Source organism: Sporacetigenium sp. TC11, from assembly GCF_058146105.1.
In genome coordinates, this window is record NZ_JBYVNY010000003.1 from 24,896 (window position 1) to 48,359 (window position 23,464).

Below are 23,464 nucleotides of genomic sequence, written 5' to 3' on the forward strand. Positions count from 1 at the left end.
CTTTGTCATGATCTTTGTCTTTGCACTTATCTTTATCATGGTCTTTGTCACAGCAGCAATCTTTGTCATGATCTTTGTCTTTGCACTTATCTTTATCATGGTCTTTGTCACAGCAGCAATCTTTGTCATGATCTTTGTCTTTGCACTTATCTTTATCATGGTCTTTGTCACAACAGCAATCTTTGTCATGATCTTTGTCTTTGCACTTATCTTTATCATGGTCTTTGTCACAGCAGCAATCTCTGTCTTTATCTTTGTCATGATCTTTGTCTTTGCACTTATCTTTATCATGGTCTTTGTCACAGCAGCAATCTTTGTCATGATCTTTGTCTTTGCACTTATCTTTATCATGGTCTTTGTCACAGCAGCAATCTTTGTCTTTATCATGCTTATCGTCATCTTTGTCTTTGCATTTATCTTTGTCTTTATCATGCTTGTTGTCATCTTTGTCTTTGCATTTATCTTCTTTATCATGCTTGTTGTCATCTTTGTCTTTGCATTTATCTTCTTTATCATGCTTGTTGTCATCTTTGTCTTTGCATTTATCTTCTTTATCATGTTTATTGTCATCTTTGTCTTTGCATTTATTCTTGTCATCATGCTTGTCGTCATCTTTACACTTGCATTTATCTTCTTTATCATGCTTATTGTCATCTTTGTCTTTGCATTTATCTTTACCAGGTCCATGAGGTCCTTTATGAGGTCCATGGTGTGGCCCATGATGTGGCCCTTTTGGTCCTTTTGGTCCTTTGTGTCTATTTTCATCACACATTTCGTGATCTTTTTTTACTTCTTCACTCATTAAACAATTCCCTCCAATGATTTATTATAAGGAATATTTTCCTTATGATTTAAATATATGAATTAACAAAATACAATGTTACGAAAAGAATAAAAAAGCATGTATAATTTTATATTGGCCATTAAGAATAATATATAAATTTATTATGTGTTTATTGATTTTAGAAGTTTATCTTATTAATCCATATATTTTAAGGCGTTTTTTCCTTACACATAATCATATGAAGCTATAAGATAAAATAATACAAAATAAAAAAATCACCGTATAATTTTACACGGCGATTTAGTGTATTATGTTCTTGTAAATATTTTTAAAAGACTAACCTCGGTTAGCAACTTCAACTGGCAGTTCTATAAACATAGAATCTATTCCGCAAGTAGGGAATATATAGAAATCATCTTCAAAGATAGCAAATACTATATCTTCATTAGCTTTTAATATATCATTTAAACTAAAGCAGTTATTTGGATTTCTAAAAGGACTAGCATCAGTATCTAAATTAAAGCAGAGTAGAGCTGATCTATTAGTATATTTCTTTATAGAATTTATTTTAGCTGCTATCTCATCTGCGCAACAACATGGGATTTCGTTATGAGTTGAATGCATAAGAGTTTGTATTGTATTTCTGAGCTGTATACGTATTTCTTCTGAAAGATCTGAAACATCAGCAAAAAATCTTACTACTGTACAAAGAGGGATAAAATGAATAGGCGTACCACCGAAAGTTTCAGAAATATCCACTACATCCTCTGTTACATTAGAAATAAAACCTTCGAAAATGACATTTCTAGTAATTATTTCTACACTTATATTTTGTTCCACAAATAATTCTAATATTTGTCTTAATGTATTTATATCACAGCAACAATCTCTATCTTTGTCTTTATCTTTATCACAATCTTTATCTTTTTCTTTAGCATCTTTCCATAAATCATCGCTATTATCTTTGTTACAGAAACAATCATCATGTTTTTTATGTTTATCAGGACCTTCATGTGGTTCTTTATATCTATATTCATCGTCTTTTCTTAAATCTTCACTCATTTAATAAATCCTCCTATTAATTCATAAGTTTATATTGTAAGGAATTTTCCCTTACAATATAAACTTATGAATTAATAAGAAAGAATGATACAAACTATAAATAAAAATCACCGTATAATTTTATACGGTGATTAAATATTATTTCTTTGAAAATATTTTTGATAAATTAGTATTGATTAGAGAATCAGCTGGCGCTCCTATAAACATAGAATCTATTCCGCAAGTAGGGAGTATATAAAAGTTGTTTTCAAATACGGCAAACACTATGTCTTCATTGGCTTTTAATATATTATTTATACTAAAACAGTTGTCTGGAATTATATCAAAATCAATAATATCTAATGTAAAACAGAGTATATTTGAGGTATTAGAAAATTTCTTTATAGAATTTATTGTATCTGCTATTCCATCTGTGCAACAACATGGGCTTAAGCAACGAGTTGAATGTATAAGCGACTGTAGCATATTACTAAGTTCTTGACGAATCGCTGATGGAAGCCCTGAAACATTAGCAATAACTCTAACTATATTACATAGTGGAATAAACTGATTAGGTGTGCCACCTAAGGTTGGAGAAATATCCACTATATTTTCTGATAGGGTAGAGATAAAACCTTCAAAACTATCAGCTCTAGAAGTTATATTTACAAGTATATTTCTTTTTTTAAATAGATCTAATATTTTTCTTAATGTGTCTGTATCACAACAACAGTCTGCATCTTTTTTGCAATGTTTATCTTTGTCTTTATCACAATCCTTGTTTTTATCTTTATCCTTATTATCTTTCCAGAGATTATCGTAATCATCTTTGTCATCTTTACAACAATCTTTATCATGTCCATGATGTGGTCCTTTGTATCTATTTTCATCATACATATCGGTGTCTTTTCTTAAATCTTCACTCATTTAACAATTCCTCCCATTAATTTGTAGGTATATTTATAAAAATATTAATTTAATTTTTTATTTTGTTTCTTTTAAAATATATTTAAAAGATTGGCTTTGTTCAGAAACTCCGTTTGTAGTAGCTATAGATACACTGTCTATTCCACAAGTAGGAATTAGTGCAAGGGTATTTCCTGCAACTATAAAGACTATGTCATCGGTAGCTCTTATTATAGCACCTAATGAGGCAGAGAGAGCCACTGGAAAATCAGTATCCAAAACTATATTTAAGGAAGTATTAGGTGGATAAACTTGCTTTAGACCATTTATTGTATCTGCAATTCCATCTGTGCAACAACACGGATTTAAGTTACAAGTTGTATTTATAATATCTAGTATTTTATCTCTAAACTCATCAGTTAATGAATCTGATTCAGTATTTACTGAAAAGAAAACTATATTACATAGTGGAACAAATTGATTAGGTGGCTCACCAAAATCAGAAGAAATATATACAATATCTTCTTCTAAATCAAAAACAAATCCTATAAAAAAATTATTTTTAGTGACTCCAAATAAGTCTATATTTCTTCCTTGAAATAGTCTAAGTATTTTTCTTAATGTTTCTATATCACAACAACAATCAGAATTACTCCAATCATGTTTTTTGTTGAAAACTTCATTCATTTAACGAATCCTCCAATTAAGTTTATATTTTAAGAAATATTTCTTCTTACAATATAAACTTATGAATTAATAACAAAGAATGATACAAACTATAAATAAAAAATCACCGTATAATTTTATACGGTGATTTAGTTTAGCATATAAATTTATTGTTTCTTTATTGATTATATTTTTATAAATATTTTTAAGAAATTAACTTTGTTTAGCAACTACAGCTGCAGAAGAAATTCTCAGAGAGTCTATTTGACAAGTAGGGATTATAATAAACGAAGAGCCGTTATCAATGAATACTACATCATCATTAGCTTTTACTATATCAGCTATATTATAACAAGGGCTTGGAGTATTAGGAGCTGTTATAATACATAATAAAGTTCCAGGGTCACTAAAGCGTCTTACATCATTTATTGCATCTGCAATTCCATCTGAACAACAGCATGGGTTTGTATTAGAAGTTAGACCTATAAGATTTTCTATTTCCTCTCTAATTTCATTACGTAAATCTCCTTGAGCGATATCAACAGAAACGTCAATTATATTACATAGTGGTATAATATAATCAGGTCTGCCATCGTCATCAAGTTCAGAAACATAAATCACGTCTTCTGTTAAATCAAAGATAACTCCAATAACAGATGTGGCGTCGGTAGATATAGATACTATAATATTTTCTCTTTGAAATATATCTAATATTTTTCTCAATGTATTTATATCACAGCAACAATTTTTATCGATTTTATTGCAAGATGTATTTTTTTTATCTGAATTACACAAGCTATAGGTTTTTTTTGAATTTTCAATCATTTAATAATTCCTCCAGTAATGTATATAGTTTAAGAGATGTTTCTTCCTACAATTCAAATATATGAATTAATTAGAAAGAATGATACAAACTATAAATAAAAATCACCGTAATGGTTTATACGGTGATTAAGTAGAATATCTAATCTCCTGGACACGTATTAGTAATCATCAAAGAGCTTATTGCACAAGTAGAAATTATACGCAAAAGGTGACCTTCACTTTCAGTAAGTTCGTTATCAATGAATACTACATCATCGTTGGCTATTACTATATTACCTATATCAACACAAATACTCCCTTGAAGCGATTTTGCTTGAATACCAATGAATAAACCATTTGTAGGATCACTAAATCTTCTTATATTATTTATAATATTTGCAACTCCATCTGTACAACAACATGGATTTGTATTGCAAGTTGGACTTATAAGCGATAATATTTCTTCTCTAACTTCATTGCTTAACTCATCAGAATCAATATCAGTAGAAAACGTAGAAATATTGCATAGCGGAACAAATGCGTTAGGGTTATCACCAGGATTTTGAGAAATATATACTAAATCCTCTGTTATATCAAAAATAATTCCTACAAAAGATTGAGAATTAGTAAATAAAACTATTTCTAAATTCTCTCTTTGAAATAATTCTAATATTTTTCTTAATATATCTATGCCACAACAACAATCACTATTAGATTTATCACAATCTTTATCTATTTCTTCACAATTATTTAAATCACACCAGTTAGAATCTTTTCTTGGAATTTCACTCATTTACAAATCCTCCAATTAATTTATATATTTAAGAGATATTTTCCCTCCAATATAAACTTATGAATTAATAATACATAAATTTATTGTTTGCTTATTGAAAAAATATCTTCAATAAACTGACCTTATATCCCATTTCCATTGAAAGAACTTAAAAACACAGAGTCTATTGAACAGGTAGAAATTATAGTAAATGAACTTTCAGCTGCAACAAGGAATACTATATCCTCATTAGCCCCTACTATATTATCTATACTGGGACATCCAGTACCAGAAGGAGTACTAATACATAGGCCAGTTGTAGGATCGCCAAATCGTCGTATACCATTTATTGCATCCGCGATTCCATCTGTACAACAACATGGATTTGTGTTGCAAGTTAGAGTTATAAGATCTTCTATTGCTTCTCTAATTTCATTTCGCAATTCCTCATTTTCAATTACAGCATTAAATACACTCATATTGCATAGTGGAATAAATAGAGTAGGGCTACTACCAAGTTCTTCTGAAACTGATGCCACATCTTCTGTTAAATTAGTAATAAATCCAGAAAAAACTGTAAATCCAGTAGCTTCAATAAATATGTCTAACTCTATATTTTCTCTTTGAAATATTTCTAATATATTGCTTAATGTATCTAAGCCACAGCAACAATCTTTATCAATCTTATCAAAACATTCATTGTTTTTTTTGCACTTATTTGAATCACATAAGTTAGAATTTTTTTTGAAATCTTCACTCATTTAACGTTACCCCCATTAATTTATTATTTATTCTTTAACTTCACTTTTTCTTTAAATTCTTTATAAAAGTTTTCAAATAATTTGCTCTGCTTATTAGGTTGAGTTTGAATACCTGGACCTATTGGACAATCATCAGCTATTAAAATGGCATTTATCGCACAAGTAGAAATTATAGAAATTGGAATTAGTTCATTTGTTTGGCTAAGTAAGAATATTACATCCTCATTAGCGCTTTCTATAGAACCTACTTCAACACAGTCTGCAGTAAAACCTGGTAAGAAAAAGCGTAGTTGAGTTGTCGGAGAGTTAAATCGTATTATATTATTTATTACATCTGCAATGCCATCTGAGCAGCAACATGGATTTGTGTTGCAAGTTGGATGTATAAGAGCTTTTATATTATTTACAATTTCAGCACCTAATGGACCAGATTCAACGACAGTATTAAATAGGGTTAGGTCACATAAAGAGACAAATATAGTAGGTTGGCCGCCAAAGGTTGTAGAAATAGATACTATATCTTCTGTTACATCAAAGACAAATCCACCTGTTGAAGGGAGGTTTCTAATAGATATATCTATTTGTATATTTTCTCCTTGAAATAATTTTAATATTTTGCTCAATGTATCAATACCACAGCAACAATCTTGATGAACTTTATCAATAGATTTATTTTTTTCTTTACAATTATCTAGATTACATAAGTTAGAATTTTTTCTTAAATCATCACTCATTTAGAAGTTCCTCCTAATAATTTATATATAAGAAATATTTTCCTACAATATAAACTTATGAATTAATAAAATAGAATGATACTGACTATAAATAAAAAATCACCGTATCATTTTATACGGCGACTAAGTATAGGATATAAAAATTAATACCAAAATATCAATCTTGTTGACATTGATCAGATATTAATAAAGAACTTATTGCGCAAGTTGGAATTATAGAAAAAATGTTATCTTCAGCAGGCGTGTCAATAAATACTACATCATCATTGGCTGCTACTATATTACCTATTCCAAAGCAAGTAGTTCCATTAAGGGGTGGTGATTGAATATCAATTATTAAGAAATCAGTAGGATCACTAAATCGTCTTATATCATTTATTGTATCTGCAATTCCATCTGAACAACAACATGGATTTGTATTGCAAGTTGGATTAATAAAAGATAATATGTCTTCTCTAAGTTCATCAGTTCGTTCATTTTCCAAAATAAAAGCAAAAAATATAGAGATATTGCATAGCGGAACAAATATAGTAGGACTATCGTTAGGACTATCGGAAATAAATACTAGGTCCTCTGTTATATCAAAAATAAATCCAGAAAAAAATTGACCTTTTGTAGCTATATTGACTCTTATATCCTCTCTTTGAAATACTTCTAATATTTTTCTTACTGCATCTATGCCACAACAACAATCTTTAAAGTCTTTATCACAACCCTTATCGAATTTATCACAATCTTTATCTATTTCTTTACAATTATCTGAATCACACCAGTTAGAGTTTTTTCTTGAAAATTCACTCATTTAACAAATCCTCCAATTAATTTATATATTTAAGAGATATTTTCCCTACAATATAAATTTATGAATTAATAAGAAAGAATGATACAAGAGGTATAAATAAAAAATCACCGTATTTTTATACGATGATTTTTAATAGGCAAACTTATTATTTATTTACTGAGTTTATTTTTAAAAGTATCTTAAATAGATTTATCTCGTGCACCATCGACTTCTTGAAGAAACATAGAGTCTATTGAACAAGTAGGAAGTATAATAATCGCATTGCCGTCCTCATCAGCAATGTATACCACATCTTCATTAGCATTTACTATTGTATTTATACCATAGCAAGTAGTAAAAGCAATAGTAACAAAGCATAGCCTAGCTATAGGGTCAACAAATCGTCTTATACCATTTATTGTATCTGCGATTCCATCTGAACAACAACATGGATTTGTATTACAAGTTGGTTGTATAAGATCCTCTATTCTTTCTCTTATTTCATTAAATAGCTCCTGATCTACAGCAAAAACAGAAAACTGAAGCATATTACATAGTGAAATAAACTGAGTAGGCATATCACCAAAATTTTCTGAAATAGATACTATATCTTCTGTGACATCAACGATAAATCCTTCGAAAACAGTACCGTCAATATCTATCTGGACTTCTACATTTAATCCTACAAATAATTCTAATATCCTGCTTAACGTATCAGTATCACAGCAACAATCTTCGTTATCTTTATCAAAACATTTATTTATTGCACTACACTTATGTGAATCGCACGAGTCAGAATTCTTTTTAGAATCTTCACTCTTTTTTTCTTTAAATTCTTTATGACGGTTTTTAAAGAATCGATTTTGCTTATAAGGTTTATCCTCAATATCTGAATCGGTTGAACAAATTTCAAAAGAATTTATTTGACAAGTAGAAATTATAGAAATGGAAATTGATCCATTTGGTTCGCTGAGTAAGAATATTACATCATCATTAGCTTTTTCTATAACACCTACATCAATACATCCTGTAGTAAAACCTTGAAGGTAAAAACGTAGTTGAGTTGTAGGTGAGTTAAATCGTATTACATTATTTATTGCATCTGCAATACCATCTGAACAACAACATGAATTTGTATTAAAAGTTGGGTGTAAAAGAGCTTTTATTTTATTTACAATTTCATCACCTAATGGACCAGATTCAACGGCAGTATTAAATGAAGTTAAATCACATAGTGACACAAATAGGGTAGGTTGACTGCCAAAAGCCGTAGAAATAGATACTACATCTTCTGTTACTTCAACAACAAATCCACCTCTATCATCGAAGTCTCTAGTAAATACACCTATTGATATATTTTCTCCTTGAAATAATTTTAATATATTGCTTAATGTATCTATACCACAACAACAATCTTCATTAGTCTTATCAAAAGATTTATTTTTTTCTTTATATTTATTTGAATTACATAAGTTAGAATTTTTTCTTAAATCTTCACTCATTTAGAAGTTCCTCCCAATAATTTATATATAAGAAATATTTTCCTACAATATAAACTTATGAATTAATAAAATAGAATGATACAAGAGTTATAAATAAAAAATCACCGCATATTTTTATACGATGATTAGGTAATGTCTACACTGGACAGTTAGCAGATATTGACATAGAGTCTATCGCGCAAGTAGAAATTATAAATGGTCTGGAGTTGCCAAAAAAGAATACGACATCATCATTAACTTTTATTATAGCATCTATACTTACACAAAGAGTGTCTGAAATGCTAGTAGTTGGAACAACAAGAACTAGAGTATTTGTAGGATCACTAAATCGCCTTATATCATTTATTGTATTTGCAACTCCATCTGTACAACAACATGGATTTGTGTTGGAAGTTGGAGGTATAAGACTTGCTACTTCTTCTATAAATCCATTAGGTAAATCGTCTGTATTAGGTAAAAATATAGATATATTACATAGTGGAACAATTTGATCAGGACTAGAACCAGCATCTTCAGAAATATATACTACATCTTCTGTCAAATCAAAAACAAATCCTGTAACATCACTATTTTCAGTATCTATACTTATTGGGATATTATCTCTTTGAAATATTTTTAATATTTTTCTTATTGTATCTATACCACAGCAGCAATCTTTATCATCTTTATTACAAGAATTATTTTTATCTGAATTACATAAGTCACAGTTTTTTCTTAAATCTTCACTCATTTTAAAAATCCCCCTATAAATTTATATAAGAAATATTTTTCTACAATATAAACTTATGAATTAATAAAATAGAATGATACAAGTGTTATAAATAAAAATTATATAAGAGTTAAATATTAAAGTGATATGCAGAGTAGAAGAGTAAGTGAAATAAGATGATATAGCAAATTATGTATATGCTGATAATATTATTGAATAAAAAAAGCGTCTACGAGAGGATTTGTAGACGCCTTTTTTATCTATGGGGCAATAGATGCTATTCTACATATAGAAGCAATATGAAAATTATTGTTAGGAACGCCAGCTCCTGTTACGCCTCGTATCCAAACTATATCAGGGGCTATACCTATAACCTTACCACTTATGTTTGCATCAGATATACGCTCCATATCTAGTATTACAGTTGTATTTGCAGTTCTCGCTGCTTCTAGCTTATCTATTATTTCTCCTTTGCAACAACAAGGATCATCGGGCACAGTAATATCACTAGAAAATAGAGGGTTAGCTCTTATAGCAGTTTCTAGAGCACTAGCATTTGTAGCAACAAAATGTATATCATATATAGAACATAGTGAGATATATTTATCAATAGGGTTTGTATCTACATAGACTAAATCATTTGACACAGATATTATGGAACCTTGGTCTAATAAAGATTTTATTCCATTAATATCTATAGTGTTAAGGTTTATATACTGAGATATAGCTGGAGTAAGAATATAGTTTAATACATCTCTTATACTATCTTTGCTACAGCAACACCCATCTCCATCTTGACCTGTAGATTCGCATGTTACATTTACAGTAATAGGGGGTAAGCAGGAATATTTGCTTTGATAACTACAATCACTGTCTTTATAAAACATAAAAACACCTCTTTTTTTATTATTGATACTTATAGAACTTTAAATAATTACATACCACTGATATATGTTATCAATGGTATGTATATTAGCAATTGTTATAGCAATGCTTGTTATGACAATTACACCTATGCAATTCACAACATATATCATTATGACAAATATAGTTATAATATAATGATTCTGAAACTAAACAAAAAAGTTATTTATATACTTAATTGTGTATATGAAAATAGTGGTAGATATGTTACCATAAGTAATATATTTTTAATAAAAAGTCCCTGAATAACAGGGACTTTCTATTTATATTAACAAGCACAATCTGTAGATTAATTTTTATTACATGAGCAACTAGCTTGTACTATAGCTTTAGGTTCTCTATGAGAAGATTTAGCTACATAGCAAGGTGTACATTCAACCATATTAAGAACTACTGGTCTTATTGCACAACCTAAGTCAGCTAACATTTTTTCAAGTCTACATAATTCATCAACAAAGTCACATACTAAGCAGTTGAATACACGTAATTTAAACGCTGTTGCAGCAGCATTATCGCCGCAAGCTTCTATTAAATCATTTAAAACTACAACTTTTAATGCTAAAGCTATTAATTCTATTACTATTTCAGTTAGGATGCATAATATATCAGCCATTGTGTCAGCTGAAAGAGTTCCTAATAGAGCTGTTCCAGTTGGCCCACCTACTGCATCACAATCGCAAGGTATTAACCCTAGTTGAGTTATTAAAGACTCTACTAAGCATCTAAATCTTTGTAATTGAGCAGCATATCCAAACTGACCTGCATCTGTAGCTGCTGTTATTGATTCATCTATAAGATCTAGCAATGCACCTAAAGCACCTGGTATAACTGGATCGGTACCAGGAATATCTTCTAGTAAGAATTCTCTAAACGCACATATAGCATCACAAAAATCATCAGTACAAAGGTCTATGTCACCTATAGTGGCTTCAAGAAATTGTATTAATTGTGCAAATGTCATAAGCAAAGCACTCCTTTAAAATTTTTTATATTAGAAAGGAAATATTGGTTGTCCTTTCTAATATAAATATATGTATATGGCGAAAATATGGTACAAGTTTTTACTTAAAAAACTAATTATTTTTATATTTTAGCGATTATAATTTAATCATTGTTATATATAAAAAATCAATGTGTAAGACCTAAAAATAAAGCGGTGATAAGTTCACCGCCGTATTTCTAGGAATTATTTTTGTAACTACAACTAGATTACTTGTTGTCTACACAGATATTTTTATCATGTACAAGTCTTTTACCAGAATTGGTTGCTACATAACAAGGAGTACAATCATCTATATTGCAAGATAGTAGTGAAACTATTATACAAGATAAATTTTTTACTAAATTTTCAAGATCAGTTATTTCATTAACTAATTCACACAATACGCATTCAAAGAATATAGAAGCACTTCTAAAACTAGCAATGGCTATAAGCTTGGTGTTAATTGCAACTATTAAATTAAATATTTGAAGTAATATGCATAGCAACTCTTCTAGTAAATCTGGACATCTTTCATTACAAGGCAATGATTCTAACCTAGATATTAATAATTGTAATATACATATTAATCTCTGTAGTTGTGCTATATAACCGTGATTTACAGGTCTATTCCTTTCTTCTATCTCTATTATAATATTTATAAGTGTTATAAGATTTGTTGCATCTATAATTATAAGGGTTGCCACAGCATTTATAACATTACAGTCTATAACCGCAACTTGTTGAGTAGATATAGGATTTTCTAATTCTTCTTTTATTTGGTTTGTAACTTCATGCATTTGAGAAAGTAGAGTTTCATAAAACATAATTTAATTACACACTCCCTTAATTAATATAGAAGGGATGTCCGCCTTCTAATATCACTATATGTGTGTAAGAAAAAAATGACACAAAAAATAGCTGTATAAAGGCATATACAGCTATTTTTATTACAATATAAATATATGAATTAATGAACTACAATGTTACGAAAATAATAAAAAATAAAGTATTTACTCTTTACAACTGCAATCAGGTTCATTGTGGTTTAGACATATATCTTTAGAAGGTATAGGTTTAAGTCTTTCACCAGAATGTTTTGCTACAAAACAAGGTGTACAAGTATCTGTTTCACAGGATATTAATGCTATTATTATGCAAACTAAATCTTTTATTAAATCTTCAAGTTTAGTTATTTCTCCTATAAAGTCACATAATAAGCATTGAAATAATATAGAATTGTATCTATAATAATTTAAATCATAAAGTTTAGTTAATGAGCCAAGTAATAAATAGTATATTTTTCTTAATATACAAAATAATTCTTCTAGTAATTCTGGACATGTTTCACTACAAGATATTGATTGTAATTTAGTTAGTAATAACTCTAATATACATCTTAATCTTTCTAGTTGAGCTAAATAAGATAGATTTGAAGGTGTTCTAGCTTCTTCTGTAGCTATTAAATTAACTACATAGTTAATAAGACCAATGAAAAGTTCACCACCTTCAAGAATAAAAATTAATTGGTCTCTTAACTCTTCCACATCATTGCAGCCTATAACTAATTGTGCTTGTTGAGCAGATATAGGATTTTTTATTTCTTCGTTTAGTTGTTTTGTAAGTTCTTGCATTTGAGAAAGTATACTTTTAATAGGCATAATTTAAAATGCACACTCCTTATATTGATATAGAAGGTTTGTCCTCCTTCTTATATCAATATATGTGGACAAGGGAAGAAGGGTGTAAAAAAGTATAATTTCCTACAATATATTTATATGTTAACAAGAAATAATTATCATAAATAAAAAATCACCGTATAATTTTATACGGTGATTGAGTATTACATAAATTTTTCTATATTAACTTGTTGTTTAAATTCTTCAAGACCAACTCTATCTATATAAGCACCTAGTCTTTCGTGCTTTTGGGCATTTTGTTCATAAACTTTCACTACTTCTTCTGCTAATGGATACAAATCTTCATCATCAACATTTTTTAATAATACATCGCCTATTCTAGGTTTCATACCGCCTTTTCCTCCTACAGTTACAGTCCATCCCTTTGGAGTTCCCATAAGACCTATATCTCTAAAGTGGTTTTCTGAACAAGAGTTGGCGCATCCACTAACACCTATTTTTAACTTATTAGGAAGATTTCTTCCGTGGAATGCATCGTCGAACTTAAGTCCCATTCCAACTGCATCTTGTTGTCCACGTTTACAAAATGTAGTTCCTGGACAGAACTTAACACTTCTTACACATAGACCTACAGCAGCTCCAGGCTTCATATCAAGTTCTTTCCATATATCATCTAAATTTTCTTCTTTGAAACCTACCATAGCTATACGTTGTGAACTAGTTAATTTTAGAGCTTGTGCACCGTATTTATCAGCTACATCAGCTAATTTTCTAAGTTGAGCAGAAGTTACAAGTCCACCTGGTAAGTGTGGTGCTATTGCATAAGTCTCCTTATCTCTTTGTAATACAGCACCTTTATCTAATAAATCTGGCATAATATTACCTCCTCTTATGTAAATAATTGAATAGATTTATATAAAGTACAAATTATATTATTCCCCAAATCACTAAATGTAAACAGATAAAAACTGTTTTACAAAAATTAGTTGACATTATTTACATAATACGAATATAATTAAATATAAACTATATATGAAACAACTTCATAAAAGGGGAGTAGCTTACACATAAGTGGTAATCAATCGTCATCTCGGTGCAGTGCACTCGGTTGATTAACAAGAATATTCTTGGTAGCAAGACCTTAGGAATATATAATTTATTTAAGTTATATATTTCTAAGGTCTTTTTATGTTTATTAAAGTTAATTAATTGGCAATAATATAGATATTCTTGAAGCAAGACCTTTTAGGATTAAAAGAAAGGGTGATAGTTTAGTGAAAAAAATATGGCATGCAAAAACCGTAGAAGAAGTATCTAGTGAATTACAAGTAGATACCAAAGCCGGTTTATCTGGGAAAGAATTCGAAGAAAGACTAGCTCAGTATGGAGAAAACAAGCTAGCTGAGGGAAAAACCAAAAGTATGTTACAAAGATTCTTTGAACAACTAAAAGACTTTATGGTTATAGTTCTTATAGTAGCAAGTGGTATATCATTAGTTCTAGGCGAGTGGGAAGAAGCTGTAATAATAGTAGCTATAGTTTTACTTAATGCATTACTTGGAGTTGTTCAAGAAAGTAAGGCAGAAAAGTCTCTAGAAGCTATTAAAAAGATGTCGTCTCCTAACGCAAAGGTAATTAGAGATGGCGTTCAAAGAATTGTAAGTGTCGAACAAGTAGTTCCAGGAGATATAGTAGTTATAGATACTGGAGACTATATGCCAGCAGATATAAGAATATTGGAATCATACAACTTAAAAGTTGAAGAATCTTCATTAACAGGCGAGTCAGTACCTGTTGAGAAAATAACACATAAACTTGATGATGAAGGCCTTGGAATTGGTGATAGAACTAACATGGCGTTTATGGGAAGTGTAATTACCTATGGTAGAGGAACTGGTATTGTTGTAGAAACAGGAATGAACACAGAAATAGGTAAAATAGCGGATATGATAAATAACGCTGAATCTACTCAAACTCCACTACAAAGAAAACTTGAACAATTAGGAAAAACTTTAGCTGTAGTTGCATTGGCTATATGTGCAGTAATATTTGCTATTGGATTATTTGAAGCAGGAGAAATAAATGGAGAAGTTATACTTGAACTGTTTATGACTGCTGTTAGTTTAGCTGTTGCAGCTATACCAGAAGGGTTACCTGCTATAGTTACAATAGTATTAGCACTTGGTATGCAAAAAATGGTTAAACGTAATGCTATAATGAGAAAACTTCCAGCTGTTGAAACTCTAGGTTCAGCTAGTGTTATATGTTCAGATAAAACAGGTACTTTAACACAAAACAAAATGACAGTAAAAAGAGTTTATACTGATGAATCTATAACTAATGTTGAAAATATAAATAACTCTGATGATACTATAAAAATGCTTATAGATTACGGAGTATTATGTAATGATACTAAGGTAAATAAGGAAACTGATGGAGTATTTACAAAAATAGGAGATCCAACTGAAATAGCATTGATAGATTTGGCTATAGAAGTTAAATACAATCCTATAGATATAATAAATGAATATGATAGAAAAGCTGAAATACCTTTTGATTCAGAAAGAAAGTTAATGACTACTGTAAATAATATAAGAGGTAAATATGCATCTATAACTAAAGGTGCACCAGATATATTAGTAGCTAGATGTAATAAGATATATATAAATGGTACTGTTCGCGATATAACTGATAAGGATATAGAAAATATAAATGCATCAAATGCAGAAATGGCAAATAGTGCATTGAGAGTATTAGCTGTTGGATATAAGATGTTAGATAACGTTCCAAATAATCCAAGTAGCGGTGAATTAGAAAACGACTTAATATTCCTAGGGTTATATGGAATGATAGATCCACCAAGGGAAGAAGCAAAAGATGCTATAAAAGTAGCAAAAAATGCTGGCATAAAAACAGTTATGATAACTGGAGACCACAAAAACACTGCTATTGCTATAGCTAAGGATTTAGGAATAATAGAAAACGAAAATCAAGCTATGACAGGAGCAGAACTTGCTAAGATAAGTGATGAAGAATTAGCAAAGACTGTAAAAAATTACTCTGTTTATGCAAGGGTTGCACCAGAGCATAAGGTAAAAATAGTTAAAGCATGGCAAGCAAATGGAAATATAGTTGCAATGACAGGTGATGGTGTAAATGATGCACCTGCACTTAAAACTGCTGATATAGGTGTTGCAATGGGTATTACTGGAACAGAAGTTTCAAAGGGTGCTTCAGATATGATATTAACTGATGATAACTTTGCAACTATAGTTTCAGCTGTTGAAGAAGGTAGAAGTATATTTGCTAACATAAAGAAAGCTACTCACTTCCTATTAAGTTGTAACATAGGTGAGATAGTTACTATATTATTAGCATCTTTACTTGGTCCATTTATATTTGCAAGTGCAGCGGATTATATGCCTCTTAGCGCAACTCAAATATTATGGGTTAACTTAGTTACAGACTCATTACTTGCAATAGCTCTTGGACTTGAGCCTGCAGAGCCTGATGTAATGGATAGAAAACCAAGAGATCCTAAAGCTTCTATATTTAGTGATGGATTAGGACTTAGAATAACGTATCAAGGTATATATGTAGGTTTAGCAACATTTGTAGCTTATTATATAGGTGTACAAATAAACCATGAAGTAGGAAGTACAATGGCATTTATGACATTGGCATTTACACAATTATTTCATGCATTTGATGCTCGTTCAGATAGAAACTCTATATTTAAAGTAGGTTTATTTAGAAATAAATATATATGGGGAGCATTTTTCGTATCAGGGATAATACAATTATGTACTTTATTCCCAGGAGTAAGAGACTTATTTGGTATAGTTATGTTAAATACTAACCAATGGTTAACTGTTATAGGATTAGCATTCTCAATAGTTATTTTAGTTGAGATAGAAAAGGCTATATCTAATTCTATGAGAAAAAATTAAATTTAATTTTTAATGGCTGCTAATATAAATTAGCAGCCATTTTTTTTATAATTTAAAACATATAAAGTTGAGTAAAGCGAATTTTAATACTTATGCCATAAAATTTTAAAATTGTGGAAATAATAAAATATGATGAATTTAAGATAAATAATAATTTGATACAATATCAATTAGAAAATAGGGGTGTGATAGATTTTGGATTCGGCAATTTTTATACAAGTAGTAATATTAGTAATACTTCTTATGTTCTCAGCTTTTTTCTCGGCTTCAGAAACAGCGCTTATGTCACTTAGTAAAATAAGATTAAGACATATGGTTGACGAAGGAGTAAAAGGTTCTAAAAATGTAGCTAACGTAGTTAGCGATTCAAGTAAATTATTGAGCACAATATTAGTTGGAAATAACGTTGTAAATATAGGTGCATCATCTATTGCTACATCTTTGTTTATAAGTATATTTGGAAATGAAGGGGTGGCTATTGCAACTGGAGTTATGACAGTGCTTGTTCTTATATTTGGAGAAATAACTCCTAAATCTATAGCTGCACAAAAATCTGAAGGTGTGGCTTTAAAAGTAGCTAAACCTATTAAGTTTATTATACTAATATTAACTCCTGTAGTTATAATATTTAATACAATAACAAAAGTTATATTTAAAATAATTGGAATAAATTCTAATATAGTTCAGCCTTATATAACTGAGGAAGAATTAAAAACTATGGTAAATGTAGGCCATGAAGAAGGATTGCTTGAAAGAGAAGAAAGAATAATAATAAATAACGTTTTTGAATTTGGAGATATGCAAGCTAAGGAAGCTATAGTTCAAAGAATGGATATAGTAGCTATTAATATAGAAGATAGTTATGAACAAATAATAGATACGTTTAAAAGCGAGCAATTTACTCGTATGCCTGTTTATGAAGAAACTATAGATGATATAGTAGGTATAGTAAATATAAAAGATGTGGTTTTCTTAAATGGCGAAGAAATTAAGGACTTTGATATAAGAAATTATATGAGAGAACCTTTCTACACATATGAATTCAAGAAAATTACTGAGTTATTTGAAGAAATGAAAAGGGAAAAAGTTCAAATGGCAGTAGTTTTAGATGAATATGGAGGAACTTCAGGAATAGTTACTATGGAAGATTTGGTTGAAGAAATAGTTGGAGAAATAGAAGATGAGTATGATGAAGAAGAAGCAGAAATAGTAGTAATAAAGGAAGATGAATATATAGTAGATGGAAGTACTAAAATATCAGATGTAAATGAAATGATAGGTACCAAATTAGAATCAGATGAATTTGATTCAATAGGTGGATTTATAATAGGTTACCTAGGTAGATTGCCAGAAGAAGATGAGATAATACAAGTTGAAGGAATAAAATTTTGTATAGAAAGTATAGACAAAAACAGAATAAAGAAGATTAGAATACACACATAAGACGCTGCAAAATGCAGTGTTTTATGTTTTTACAAAAGTTATAAATAAGAAGGGGGAAATAGAATGGTTTTAAATAAGCTTTTTTTAAATAAGCTAAAAAACAACGCCATATATTTTGGGATATATACTTTAATATTTATAGTATTATATTATACATTTCCATATGTAGCCCCATTTGTTATAGGAGGGGTAATAGCATTCTTTATAAAGCCAATATCTAAAAGATTAAAGGAAAAATATAATATAGATAAAGGAATATCTACTTTAATTTTAAGTTTTTTGGCTGTAATAATACTGCTAGCCTTATTTACTATATTCATAGTTAATGGTATAAAACAAACATTATACATAATAAGTGTTTTATCTTTGGATTCACAAGCTATATACAATAATATTATGAAGTTAATAGATCAAGCTAATATTTATATAGGATATGTGCAAGATATAGGGGGTTTTGGCCTAGAAAGCATAATTACTAAATATAGCAATAACATAGTCAATTTTGCTAAGAGTATTTTAGAGAATGTATTAGCTTTAGTAGTATCAATACCTTATATAGTGGTTTATACTATAACAATATTTGTAGCTACCTATTTTATAGCTAAGGATACAGATGATATAGAAGAATGGTTTTATTGTATGTTTTCATCACATCTTAGACCTAAGGTAAAGGGTATAAAACACGAGGTTGGAGTAACAACATTAGGTTATATAAAAGCTTATTCAATATTAATGGGGATTACATTTTTGGCTACATGGATAGGATTTACTACTCTTGGCGTGCCTTATGGATTCATATTAGGAGTTATAGGTGCATCGCTTGACCTTATACCTTTTTTGGGATTAGTAATTATATATGTTCCAGTTATAGTTTATTATTTAATAATTAATAATTATTTTGTGGGAATATCTGTTATAATATTGTTTGCAGTTCTTTCCATATCTAGGCAAATATTAGAACCTAAACTTGTTTCTATGACTATAGGAATAGCGCCCCTTGCCAGCTTAGCAGCTATATTTATAGGAGTTCAGGTTTATGGAGTACTGGGCATATTTTATTTTTTAGGTTTAGTAGGTATGCATAAGATTTTGAGTAAATCAGGTGTACTCTAATGAATATCAAAAGAAAAGGAGATAAAATTATGAGAAGCAAAGTTGTAGAAAGATTTTTAAGATACGTAACTTTTGACACAACTGCAAATCCAAGTTCTGAAACTTGTCCTTCATCAGTTGGGCAGATGGTATTTGCAAAATATTTAGAAGAAGAATTAAGAATATTAGGATTAGATGATGTATCTGTTGATGACAATGGATATTTATTTGCTACATTAAAAGGCAATGTAGAAGGTGTAGATACTATAGGATTTGTAGCTCACTTAGATACAGCTCCAGATATGAGTGGAGAGAATGTAAATCCTCAAATAATAGAAAATTATGATGGAAAAGATATAGTATTAAATAAAGAATTAAATATAGTACTTGCAACTAAAGATTCTTCAGAATTATTAAATTTCGTAGGAGAAGATTTAATAACTACTGATGGAACAACATTACTTGGAGCAGATGACAAGGCTGGTGTAGCTGAAATAGTTACTGCTATAGAATATTTAATAAATAATCCAGAAATAAAACATGGAGATATAAGAATAGGATTTACTCCAGACGAGGAAATAGGTAGAGGGGCAGACAAGTTTGATGTTGAAAAATTTGGAGCTAAATATGCTTACACTATGGATGGAAGTACAATAGGTGAATTAGAATATGAAAACTTCAATGCAGCAGCTGCAACTATAACTATAAATGGTACAAATGTACATCCAGGATACGCTAAAGGCAAAATGGTTAACTCACTACATATAGCTGCTGAATTATCAGAAATGTTCCCAGCAAGTGAAAGACCAGAAAGTACAGCAGGTTATGAAGGATTTTATCATTTAAATGATATAAATGGTAATGTTGAAAAATGTACTATGGTTTATATAATAAGAGACTTCGATATGAATAAGTTTGAAGAAAGAAAAGCTTACGTAAATGAAGTTATAAGAAAAATGAAAGAAAAATACGGTGATGAAAGAATAGAATTAAACTTAAAAGATCAGTACTACAACATGATAAAACAAGTTGAGCCAGTTAAATTTGTTGTAGATATAGCTAGAGAAGCTATGGAAGAAGTAGGTATAGTTCCAAATATAAAACCTATAAGGGGCGGTACTGACGGAGCAAGATTATCTTTTATGGGATTACCTTGTCCAAACATATTTGCTGGAGGAATAAACTTCCACAGTAAATATGAATATGTACCAGTAACATACATGGAAAAAGCTACTGAATTAATAGTTAAGATAGCACAAAAGTATACACAAAGATAGTAAAGCTAATATAGCCTAGATAAATATATTTAGGCTATATTTTTTTGAAAATTTTTTAAATAAGTAAGCATAAATTTTTGATATTAGTAACTCTTTTTATGTTGTTGAATATAATGAAATAGAAACTGTATATTTATCATAGATAGAACAATTTTGGAAGGAGGACTTTTTAAATGTCAGATAAAAATGCTGAAAATAAAAAGGTAATAGAAGGAGAAGTTAGAGAATTAATAGAAAAAAAGATATTATTTAACCCACCTAAACACGATGTAGTTATAGACATAGGTGACATAGTTAAGACAGTAAAAATTACTGATACTAAGGTATTATGTGATTATGTAGTTGTTAGTGGATTCTTAAATAAAAGCATATTATATAAAACAGCAAAAAGAGAAGACGCTAAAGAATTTTTAGGCGAAGATAAAGAAGATAAAAAAGACGATAAAGATGGTAAAAAAGATGATCAAAAAGACGATAAAGAAAAAGATAAAGATGGTGCTAAGTGTGAATCTCTTGTACCTGAATGTACTGCAGTAGATGGAGTAGTACGCCATGTAACAACTTGGATTCCGTTTGAATCTTTAGTAAAAGTTAAAGGTATTGATCCATGTGATGATGTTGAAGTATGTGCAGAAGTGCTAGATGTATTAGAAGAAAAGCGCATTGAATGTGGAAAGTTTATTCTAGGAATAATAGAAAAAGATATCGTAAAGATAACTGTAAGAGTTAAAAAGGACTAAATATAACTCATTTAATTCTAAAGATTAAAATATTAATATTCTAAAGTGTGCAGATGCCCTAAACGTCGATGTAAATGAATAACAATTTTAGGAGCTGCACACTTTTTTGTGCTATTAAGGTATGCATATTTAAAGTGAGTTTTATTTAGATTTATAGCTGCAGATTTTCAATTTATGTAACATTTAAGGTGTTTATGAATAGAATATAATGAATATTAATTAGTGGGTAAGGGGGAGTTTATATGGCATCTAAAACTTATTGGTATGATAATAAGGGTAAAGATGGTAAATATGAAAATAAGGTAAATAACAAAAAATATGAGTATACATGGCAAAAAAATGGTAAGTCTAAAGATGATGACAAACATGATAAATGTAAAGATAATAAAAAAGATTGGAAATGGGAAGATAAAGAAAAAGATTGCAAATGTAAAGATAGTGATAAACATGACAAATGTAAAGATGATAAAAAAGATTGGAAATGGGAAGATAAAGAAAAAGATTGCAAATGCAAAGATGATAACAAACATGATAAATGCAAAGATGATGACAAAGACTGGGAATGTGAAGACCATAAGAAAGACTGGAAATGTAAAGATGATGACAAACATGATAAATGCAAAGATTGGGAAGATAAAGAAACAGATTGTAAATGTAAAGACGATGAAAAACATGATAAATGCAAAGATTGGGAAGATAAAGAAACAGATTGTAAATGTAAAGACGATGAAAAACATGATAAATGTAAAGACGATGAAAAACATGATAAATGCAAAGACGATGAAAAACATGATAAATGTAAAGACGATAAAAAGCATGATAAATGTAAAGACGATAAAAAGCATGATAAATGCAAAGACGATAAAAAGCATGATAAATGCAAAGACGATAAAAAACATGATAAATGCAAAGACGATAAAAAACATGATAAATGCAAAGACGACGAAAAGCATGATAAATGCAAAGACGATGAAAAACATGATAAATGCAAAGACGACGAAAAGCATGATAAATGCAAAGACGATGAAAAGCATGATAAATGCAAAGACGATGAAAAGCATGATAAATGCAAAGACGATGAAAAGCATGATAAATGCAAAGATAATGATAGAGATATTATAGGAGAAGATCAGCATCTAGTAGAGAAAAGAATAACTCTAAATCCTCCTCATAAGGATGTTGTAACTGGCGTTGGAACTATAGAAAAAGAAGTAGAGATTGTTGCTGTTGAAGTATCTTGCGATGTAGCTATTGTTAGAGGAATTCTACACAAAGACATTATGTATAAAACAGTTAAAAAAGAAGATGTAGAAAAAGCACTTAAATTAGAGAATAAAGATGATGATAAGAAAGATAAAGATGACAACAAGAAAGATGATAATAAAGGTGATAAGAAAGATGACAAAAAGGGCCCATCTTGTGAGTCACTTATTCCTGAATGTATAGCTATTGACGGTGTAGTACGTCATACTACAGTAAAGATACCATTTGAATTTATTGTAAACGTTCCAGGTGCTAAACCAAAAGATGACTATAAAGTTATATGTGTAGAAGTAAAAGATGATTTAGGTGGAGATTATATCTATTATGATGAAACTAAATCTAAAACTCCTGACTGTGATATAAAAGATCAAAATTTCATCGTAGCTCTTATAGAAAAAGATATAATTAAAGTAGTAATAAAAGTTTTTAAAGATAAACATTAGTTAAATCAAATCCTTCTCAAATAGTAATTTGAGGAGGATTTTTTTATTATAATATTCAACTTATAAACTTGAGCAAGATCCCTTCTTTCAAGGTGGTTGGCGACATGAGGAAAGCAAAATTTTTATTTATGTACACGGTAACTATATTAATGAAGATACATACTATAGTACAAACAGTCTAAATATTAAAAGTTCACTTTCTTATATATGTAGGGATATATAGATAAAGGGACTAATCACAATGGAGGGAAGA

22 protein-coding genes are annotated in these 23,464 nt (G+C 29.5%); 6 read left to right on the forward strand and 16 right to left on the reverse strand.

Features of this window, described 5'->3' with window-relative positions:
• The 16 genes from ACUSRV_RS05945 to ACUSRV_RS06020 form a co-directional block, all read right to left on the reverse strand.
• Positions 1 to 802, reverse strand: an 802-nt coding sequence (locus ACUSRV_RS05945; protein ID WP_490141014.1) for a hypothetical protein, incomplete at its 3' end; no start/stop codon positions are given.
• 318 nt (positions 803 to 1,120) lie between these two features.
• On the reverse strand, positions 1,121 to 1,846 hold the full coding sequence (locus ACUSRV_RS05950; protein WP_490141015.1) for a hypothetical protein: 726 nt from the start codon (positions 1,844 to 1,846) through the stop codon (positions 1,121 to 1,123).
• Between the two features lie 138 nt (positions 1,847 to 1,984).
• Positions 1,985 to 2,752: a hypothetical protein gene (locus tag ACUSRV_RS05955; protein WP_490141016.1), complete on the reverse strand. Its 768-nt coding sequence runs from the start codon at positions 2,750 to 2,752 to the stop codon at positions 1,985 to 1,987.
• 57 nt (positions 2,753 to 2,809) lie between these two features.
• Positions 2,810 to 3,418, reverse strand: coding sequence for a hypothetical protein (locus tag ACUSRV_RS05960; RefSeq protein ID WP_490141017.1), 609 nt, complete (start codon positions 3,416 to 3,418; stop codon positions 2,810 to 2,812).
• A gap of 192 nt (positions 3,419 to 3,610) precedes the next feature.
• Positions 3,611 to 4,222 carry a hypothetical protein gene (locus ACUSRV_RS05965; protein ID WP_490141018.1) on the reverse strand — a complete coding sequence of 204 codons (612 nt, stop codon included), beginning with the start codon at positions 4,220 to 4,222 and terminating at the stop codon, positions 3,611 to 3,613.
• A gap of 139 nt (positions 4,223 to 4,361) precedes the next feature.
• Positions 4,362 to 4,994, reverse strand: a complete 633-nt coding sequence (locus ACUSRV_RS05970) for a hypothetical protein (RefSeq protein WP_490141019.1) — start codon at positions 4,992 to 4,994, stop codon at positions 4,362 to 4,364.
• A 122-nt stretch (positions 4,995 to 5,116) separates the two neighbouring features.
• A complete protein-coding gene (locus ACUSRV_RS05975) occupies positions 5,117 to 5,734 on the reverse strand; it encodes a hypothetical protein (RefSeq protein ID WP_490141020.1) in 618 nt (205 codons plus the stop codon).
• Between the two features lie 23 nt (positions 5,735 to 5,757).
• Positions 5,758 to 6,468 (reverse strand): hypothetical protein, encoded by a 711-nt coding sequence (locus ACUSRV_RS05980; protein WP_490141021.1) that lies wholly within the window; start codon positions 6,466 to 6,468, stop codon positions 5,758 to 5,760.
• Between the two features lie 157 nt (positions 6,469 to 6,625).
• On the reverse strand, positions 6,626 to 7,270 hold the full coding sequence (locus tag ACUSRV_RS05985; protein WP_490141022.1) for a hypothetical protein: 645 nt from the start codon (positions 7,268 to 7,270) through the stop codon (positions 6,626 to 6,628).
• A 179-nt stretch (positions 7,271 to 7,449) separates the two neighbouring features.
• A complete protein-coding gene (locus ACUSRV_RS05990) occupies positions 7,450 to 8,751 on the reverse strand; it encodes a hypothetical protein (RefSeq protein ID WP_490141023.1) in 1,302 nt (433 codons plus the stop codon).
• Between the two features lie 136 nt (positions 8,752 to 8,887).
• On the reverse strand, positions 8,888 to 9,481 hold the full coding sequence (locus tag ACUSRV_RS05995; RefSeq protein WP_490141024.1) for a hypothetical protein: 594 nt from the start codon (positions 9,479 to 9,481) through the stop codon (positions 8,888 to 8,890).
• 239 nt (positions 9,482 to 9,720) lie between these two features.
• The gene (locus tag ACUSRV_RS06000; protein WP_490141025.1) at positions 9,721 to 10,347 is read right to left on the reverse strand and encodes a hypothetical protein; all 627 of its coding nucleotides are present in this window, start codon (positions 10,345 to 10,347) and stop codon (positions 9,721 to 9,723) included.
• Between the two features lie 326 nt (positions 10,348 to 10,673).
• Positions 10,674 to 11,345 carry a hypothetical protein gene (locus ACUSRV_RS06005; RefSeq protein ID WP_490141026.1) on the reverse strand — a complete coding sequence of 224 codons (672 nt, stop codon included), beginning with the start codon at positions 11,343 to 11,345 and terminating at the stop codon, positions 10,674 to 10,676.
• 248 nt (positions 11,346 to 11,593) lie between these two features.
• Positions 11,594 to 12,190, reverse strand: a complete 597-nt coding sequence (locus ACUSRV_RS06010; RefSeq protein ID WP_490141027.1) for a hypothetical protein — start codon at positions 12,188 to 12,190, stop codon at positions 11,594 to 11,596.
• A gap of 186 nt (positions 12,191 to 12,376) precedes the next feature.
• On the reverse strand, positions 12,377 to 13,024 hold the full coding sequence (locus tag ACUSRV_RS06015) for a hypothetical protein (RefSeq protein ID WP_490141028.1): 648 nt from the start codon (positions 13,022 to 13,024) through the stop codon (positions 12,377 to 12,379).
• 182 nt (positions 13,025 to 13,206) lie between these two features.
• On the reverse strand, positions 13,207 to 13,878 hold the full coding sequence (locus ACUSRV_RS06020) for a hypothetical protein (RefSeq protein WP_490141029.1): 672 nt from the start codon (positions 13,876 to 13,878) through the stop codon (positions 13,207 to 13,209).
• 399 nt (positions 13,879 to 14,277) lie between these two features.
• On the opposite strand from ACUSRV_RS06020, the gene ACUSRV_RS06025 reads away from it, so the two are divergent.
• The 6 genes from ACUSRV_RS06025 (at position 14,278) to ACUSRV_RS06050 (ending at position 23,211) form a co-directional block, all read left to right on the forward strand.
• Positions 14,278 to 16,953 carry a calcium-translocating P-type ATPase, PMCA-type gene (locus tag ACUSRV_RS06025; protein WP_490141030.1) on the forward strand — a complete coding sequence of 892 codons (2,676 nt, stop codon included), beginning with the start codon at positions 14,278 to 14,280 and terminating at the stop codon, positions 16,951 to 16,953.
• Between the two features lie 195 nt (positions 16,954 to 17,148).
• Complete coding sequence (locus tag ACUSRV_RS06030; protein ID WP_490141031.1) at positions 17,149 to 18,396, forward strand: HlyC/CorC family transporter; 1,248 nt, start codon at positions 17,149 to 17,151, stop codon at positions 18,394 to 18,396.
• 63 nt (positions 18,397 to 18,459) lie between these two features.
• Positions 18,460 to 19,509, forward strand: coding sequence for a sporulation integral membrane protein YtvI (gene ytvI / locus ACUSRV_RS06035; protein WP_490141032.1), 1,050 nt, complete (start codon positions 18,460 to 18,462; stop codon positions 19,507 to 19,509).
• Between the two features lie 29 nt (positions 19,510 to 19,538).
• Positions 19,539 to 20,765: a peptidase T gene (pepT, locus tag ACUSRV_RS06040; protein ID WP_490141033.1), complete on the forward strand. Its 1,227-nt coding sequence runs from the start codon at positions 19,539 to 19,541 to the stop codon at positions 20,763 to 20,765.
• 173 nt (positions 20,766 to 20,938) lie between these two features.
• Positions 20,939 to 21,505 carry an SPOCS domain-containing protein gene (locus ACUSRV_RS06045; protein WP_490141034.1) on the forward strand — a complete coding sequence of 189 codons (567 nt, stop codon included), beginning with the start codon at positions 20,939 to 20,941 and terminating at the stop codon, positions 21,503 to 21,505.
• 242 nt (positions 21,506 to 21,747) lie between these two features.
• Entirely contained in the window at positions 21,748 to 23,211 is a 1,464-nt protein-coding gene (locus ACUSRV_RS06050) for a hypothetical protein (protein ID WP_490141035.1), read from the forward strand.
• Positions 23,212 to 23,464 lie beyond the last annotated feature (253 nt).

Excerpts from the sequence above, each read along its gene's own strand:
- ACUSRV_RS05950 (WP_490141015.1), bottom strand. The coding sequence starts at position 1,846 with ATGAGTGAAGATTTAAGAAAAGACGATGAATATAGATATAAAGAACCA.
- ACUSRV_RS05955 (WP_490141016.1), bottom strand. The coding sequence starts at position 2,752 with ATGAGTGAAGATTTAAGAAAAGACACCGATATGTATGATGAAAATAGA.
- ACUSRV_RS05960 (WP_490141017.1), bottom strand. The coding sequence starts at position 3,418 with ATGAATGAAGTTTTCAACAAAAAACATGATTGGAGTAATTCTGATTGT.
- ACUSRV_RS05965 (WP_490141018.1), bottom strand. The coding sequence starts at position 4,222 with ATGATTGAAAATTCAAAAAAAACCTATAGCTTGTGTAATTCAGATAAA.
- ACUSRV_RS05970 (WP_490141019.1), bottom strand. The coding sequence starts at position 4,994 with ATGAGTGAAATTCCAAGAAAAGATTCTAACTGGTGTGATTTAAATAAT.
- ACUSRV_RS05975 (WP_490141020.1), bottom strand. The coding sequence starts at position 5,734 with ATGAGTGAAGATTTCAAAAAAAATTCTAACTTATGTGATTCAAATAAG.
- ACUSRV_RS05980 (WP_490141021.1), bottom strand. The coding sequence starts at position 6,468 with ATGAGTGATGATTTAAGAAAAAATTCTAACTTATGTAATCTAGATAAT.
- ACUSRV_RS05985 (WP_490141022.1), bottom strand. The coding sequence starts at position 7,270 with ATGAGTGAATTTTCAAGAAAAAACTCTAACTGGTGTGATTCAGATAAT.
- ACUSRV_RS05990 (WP_490141023.1), bottom strand. The coding sequence starts at position 8,751 with ATGAGTGAAGATTTAAGAAAAAATTCTAACTTATGTAATTCAAATAAA.
- ACUSRV_RS05995 (WP_490141024.1), bottom strand. The coding sequence starts at position 9,481 with ATGAGTGAAGATTTAAGAAAAAACTGTGACTTATGTAATTCAGATAAA.
- ACUSRV_RS06000 (WP_490141025.1), bottom strand. The coding sequence starts at position 10,347 with ATGTTTTATAAAGACAGTGATTGTAGTTATCAAAGCAAATATTCCTGC.
- ACUSRV_RS06005 (WP_490141026.1), bottom strand. The coding sequence starts at position 11,345 with ATGACATTTGCACAATTAATACAATTTCTTGAAGCCACTATAGGTGAC.
- ACUSRV_RS06010 (WP_490141027.1), bottom strand. The coding sequence starts at position 12,190 with ATGTTTTATGAAACTCTACTTTCTCAAATGCATGAAGTTACAAACCAA.
- ACUSRV_RS06015 (WP_490141028.1), bottom strand. The coding sequence starts at position 13,024 with ATGCCTATTAAAAGTATACTTTCTCAAATGCAAGAACTTACAAAACAA.
- ACUSRV_RS06020 (WP_490141029.1), bottom strand. The coding sequence starts at position 13,878 with ATGCCAGATTTATTAGATAAAGGTGCTGTATTACAAAGAGATAAGGAG.
- ytvI (WP_490141032.1), top strand. The coding sequence starts at position 18,460 with ATGGTTTTAAATAAGCTTTTTTTAAATAAGCTAAAAAACAACGCCATA.
- pepT (WP_490141033.1), top strand. The coding sequence starts at position 19,539 with ATGAGAAGCAAAGTTGTAGAAAGATTTTTAAGATACGTAACTTTTGAC.
- ACUSRV_RS06045 (WP_490141034.1), top strand. The coding sequence starts at position 20,939 with ATGTCAGATAAAAATGCTGAAAATAAAAAGGTAATAGAAGGAGAAGTT.
- ACUSRV_RS06050 (WP_490141035.1), top strand. The coding sequence starts at position 21,748 with ATGGCATCTAAAACTTATTGGTATGATAATAAGGGTAAAGATGGTAAA.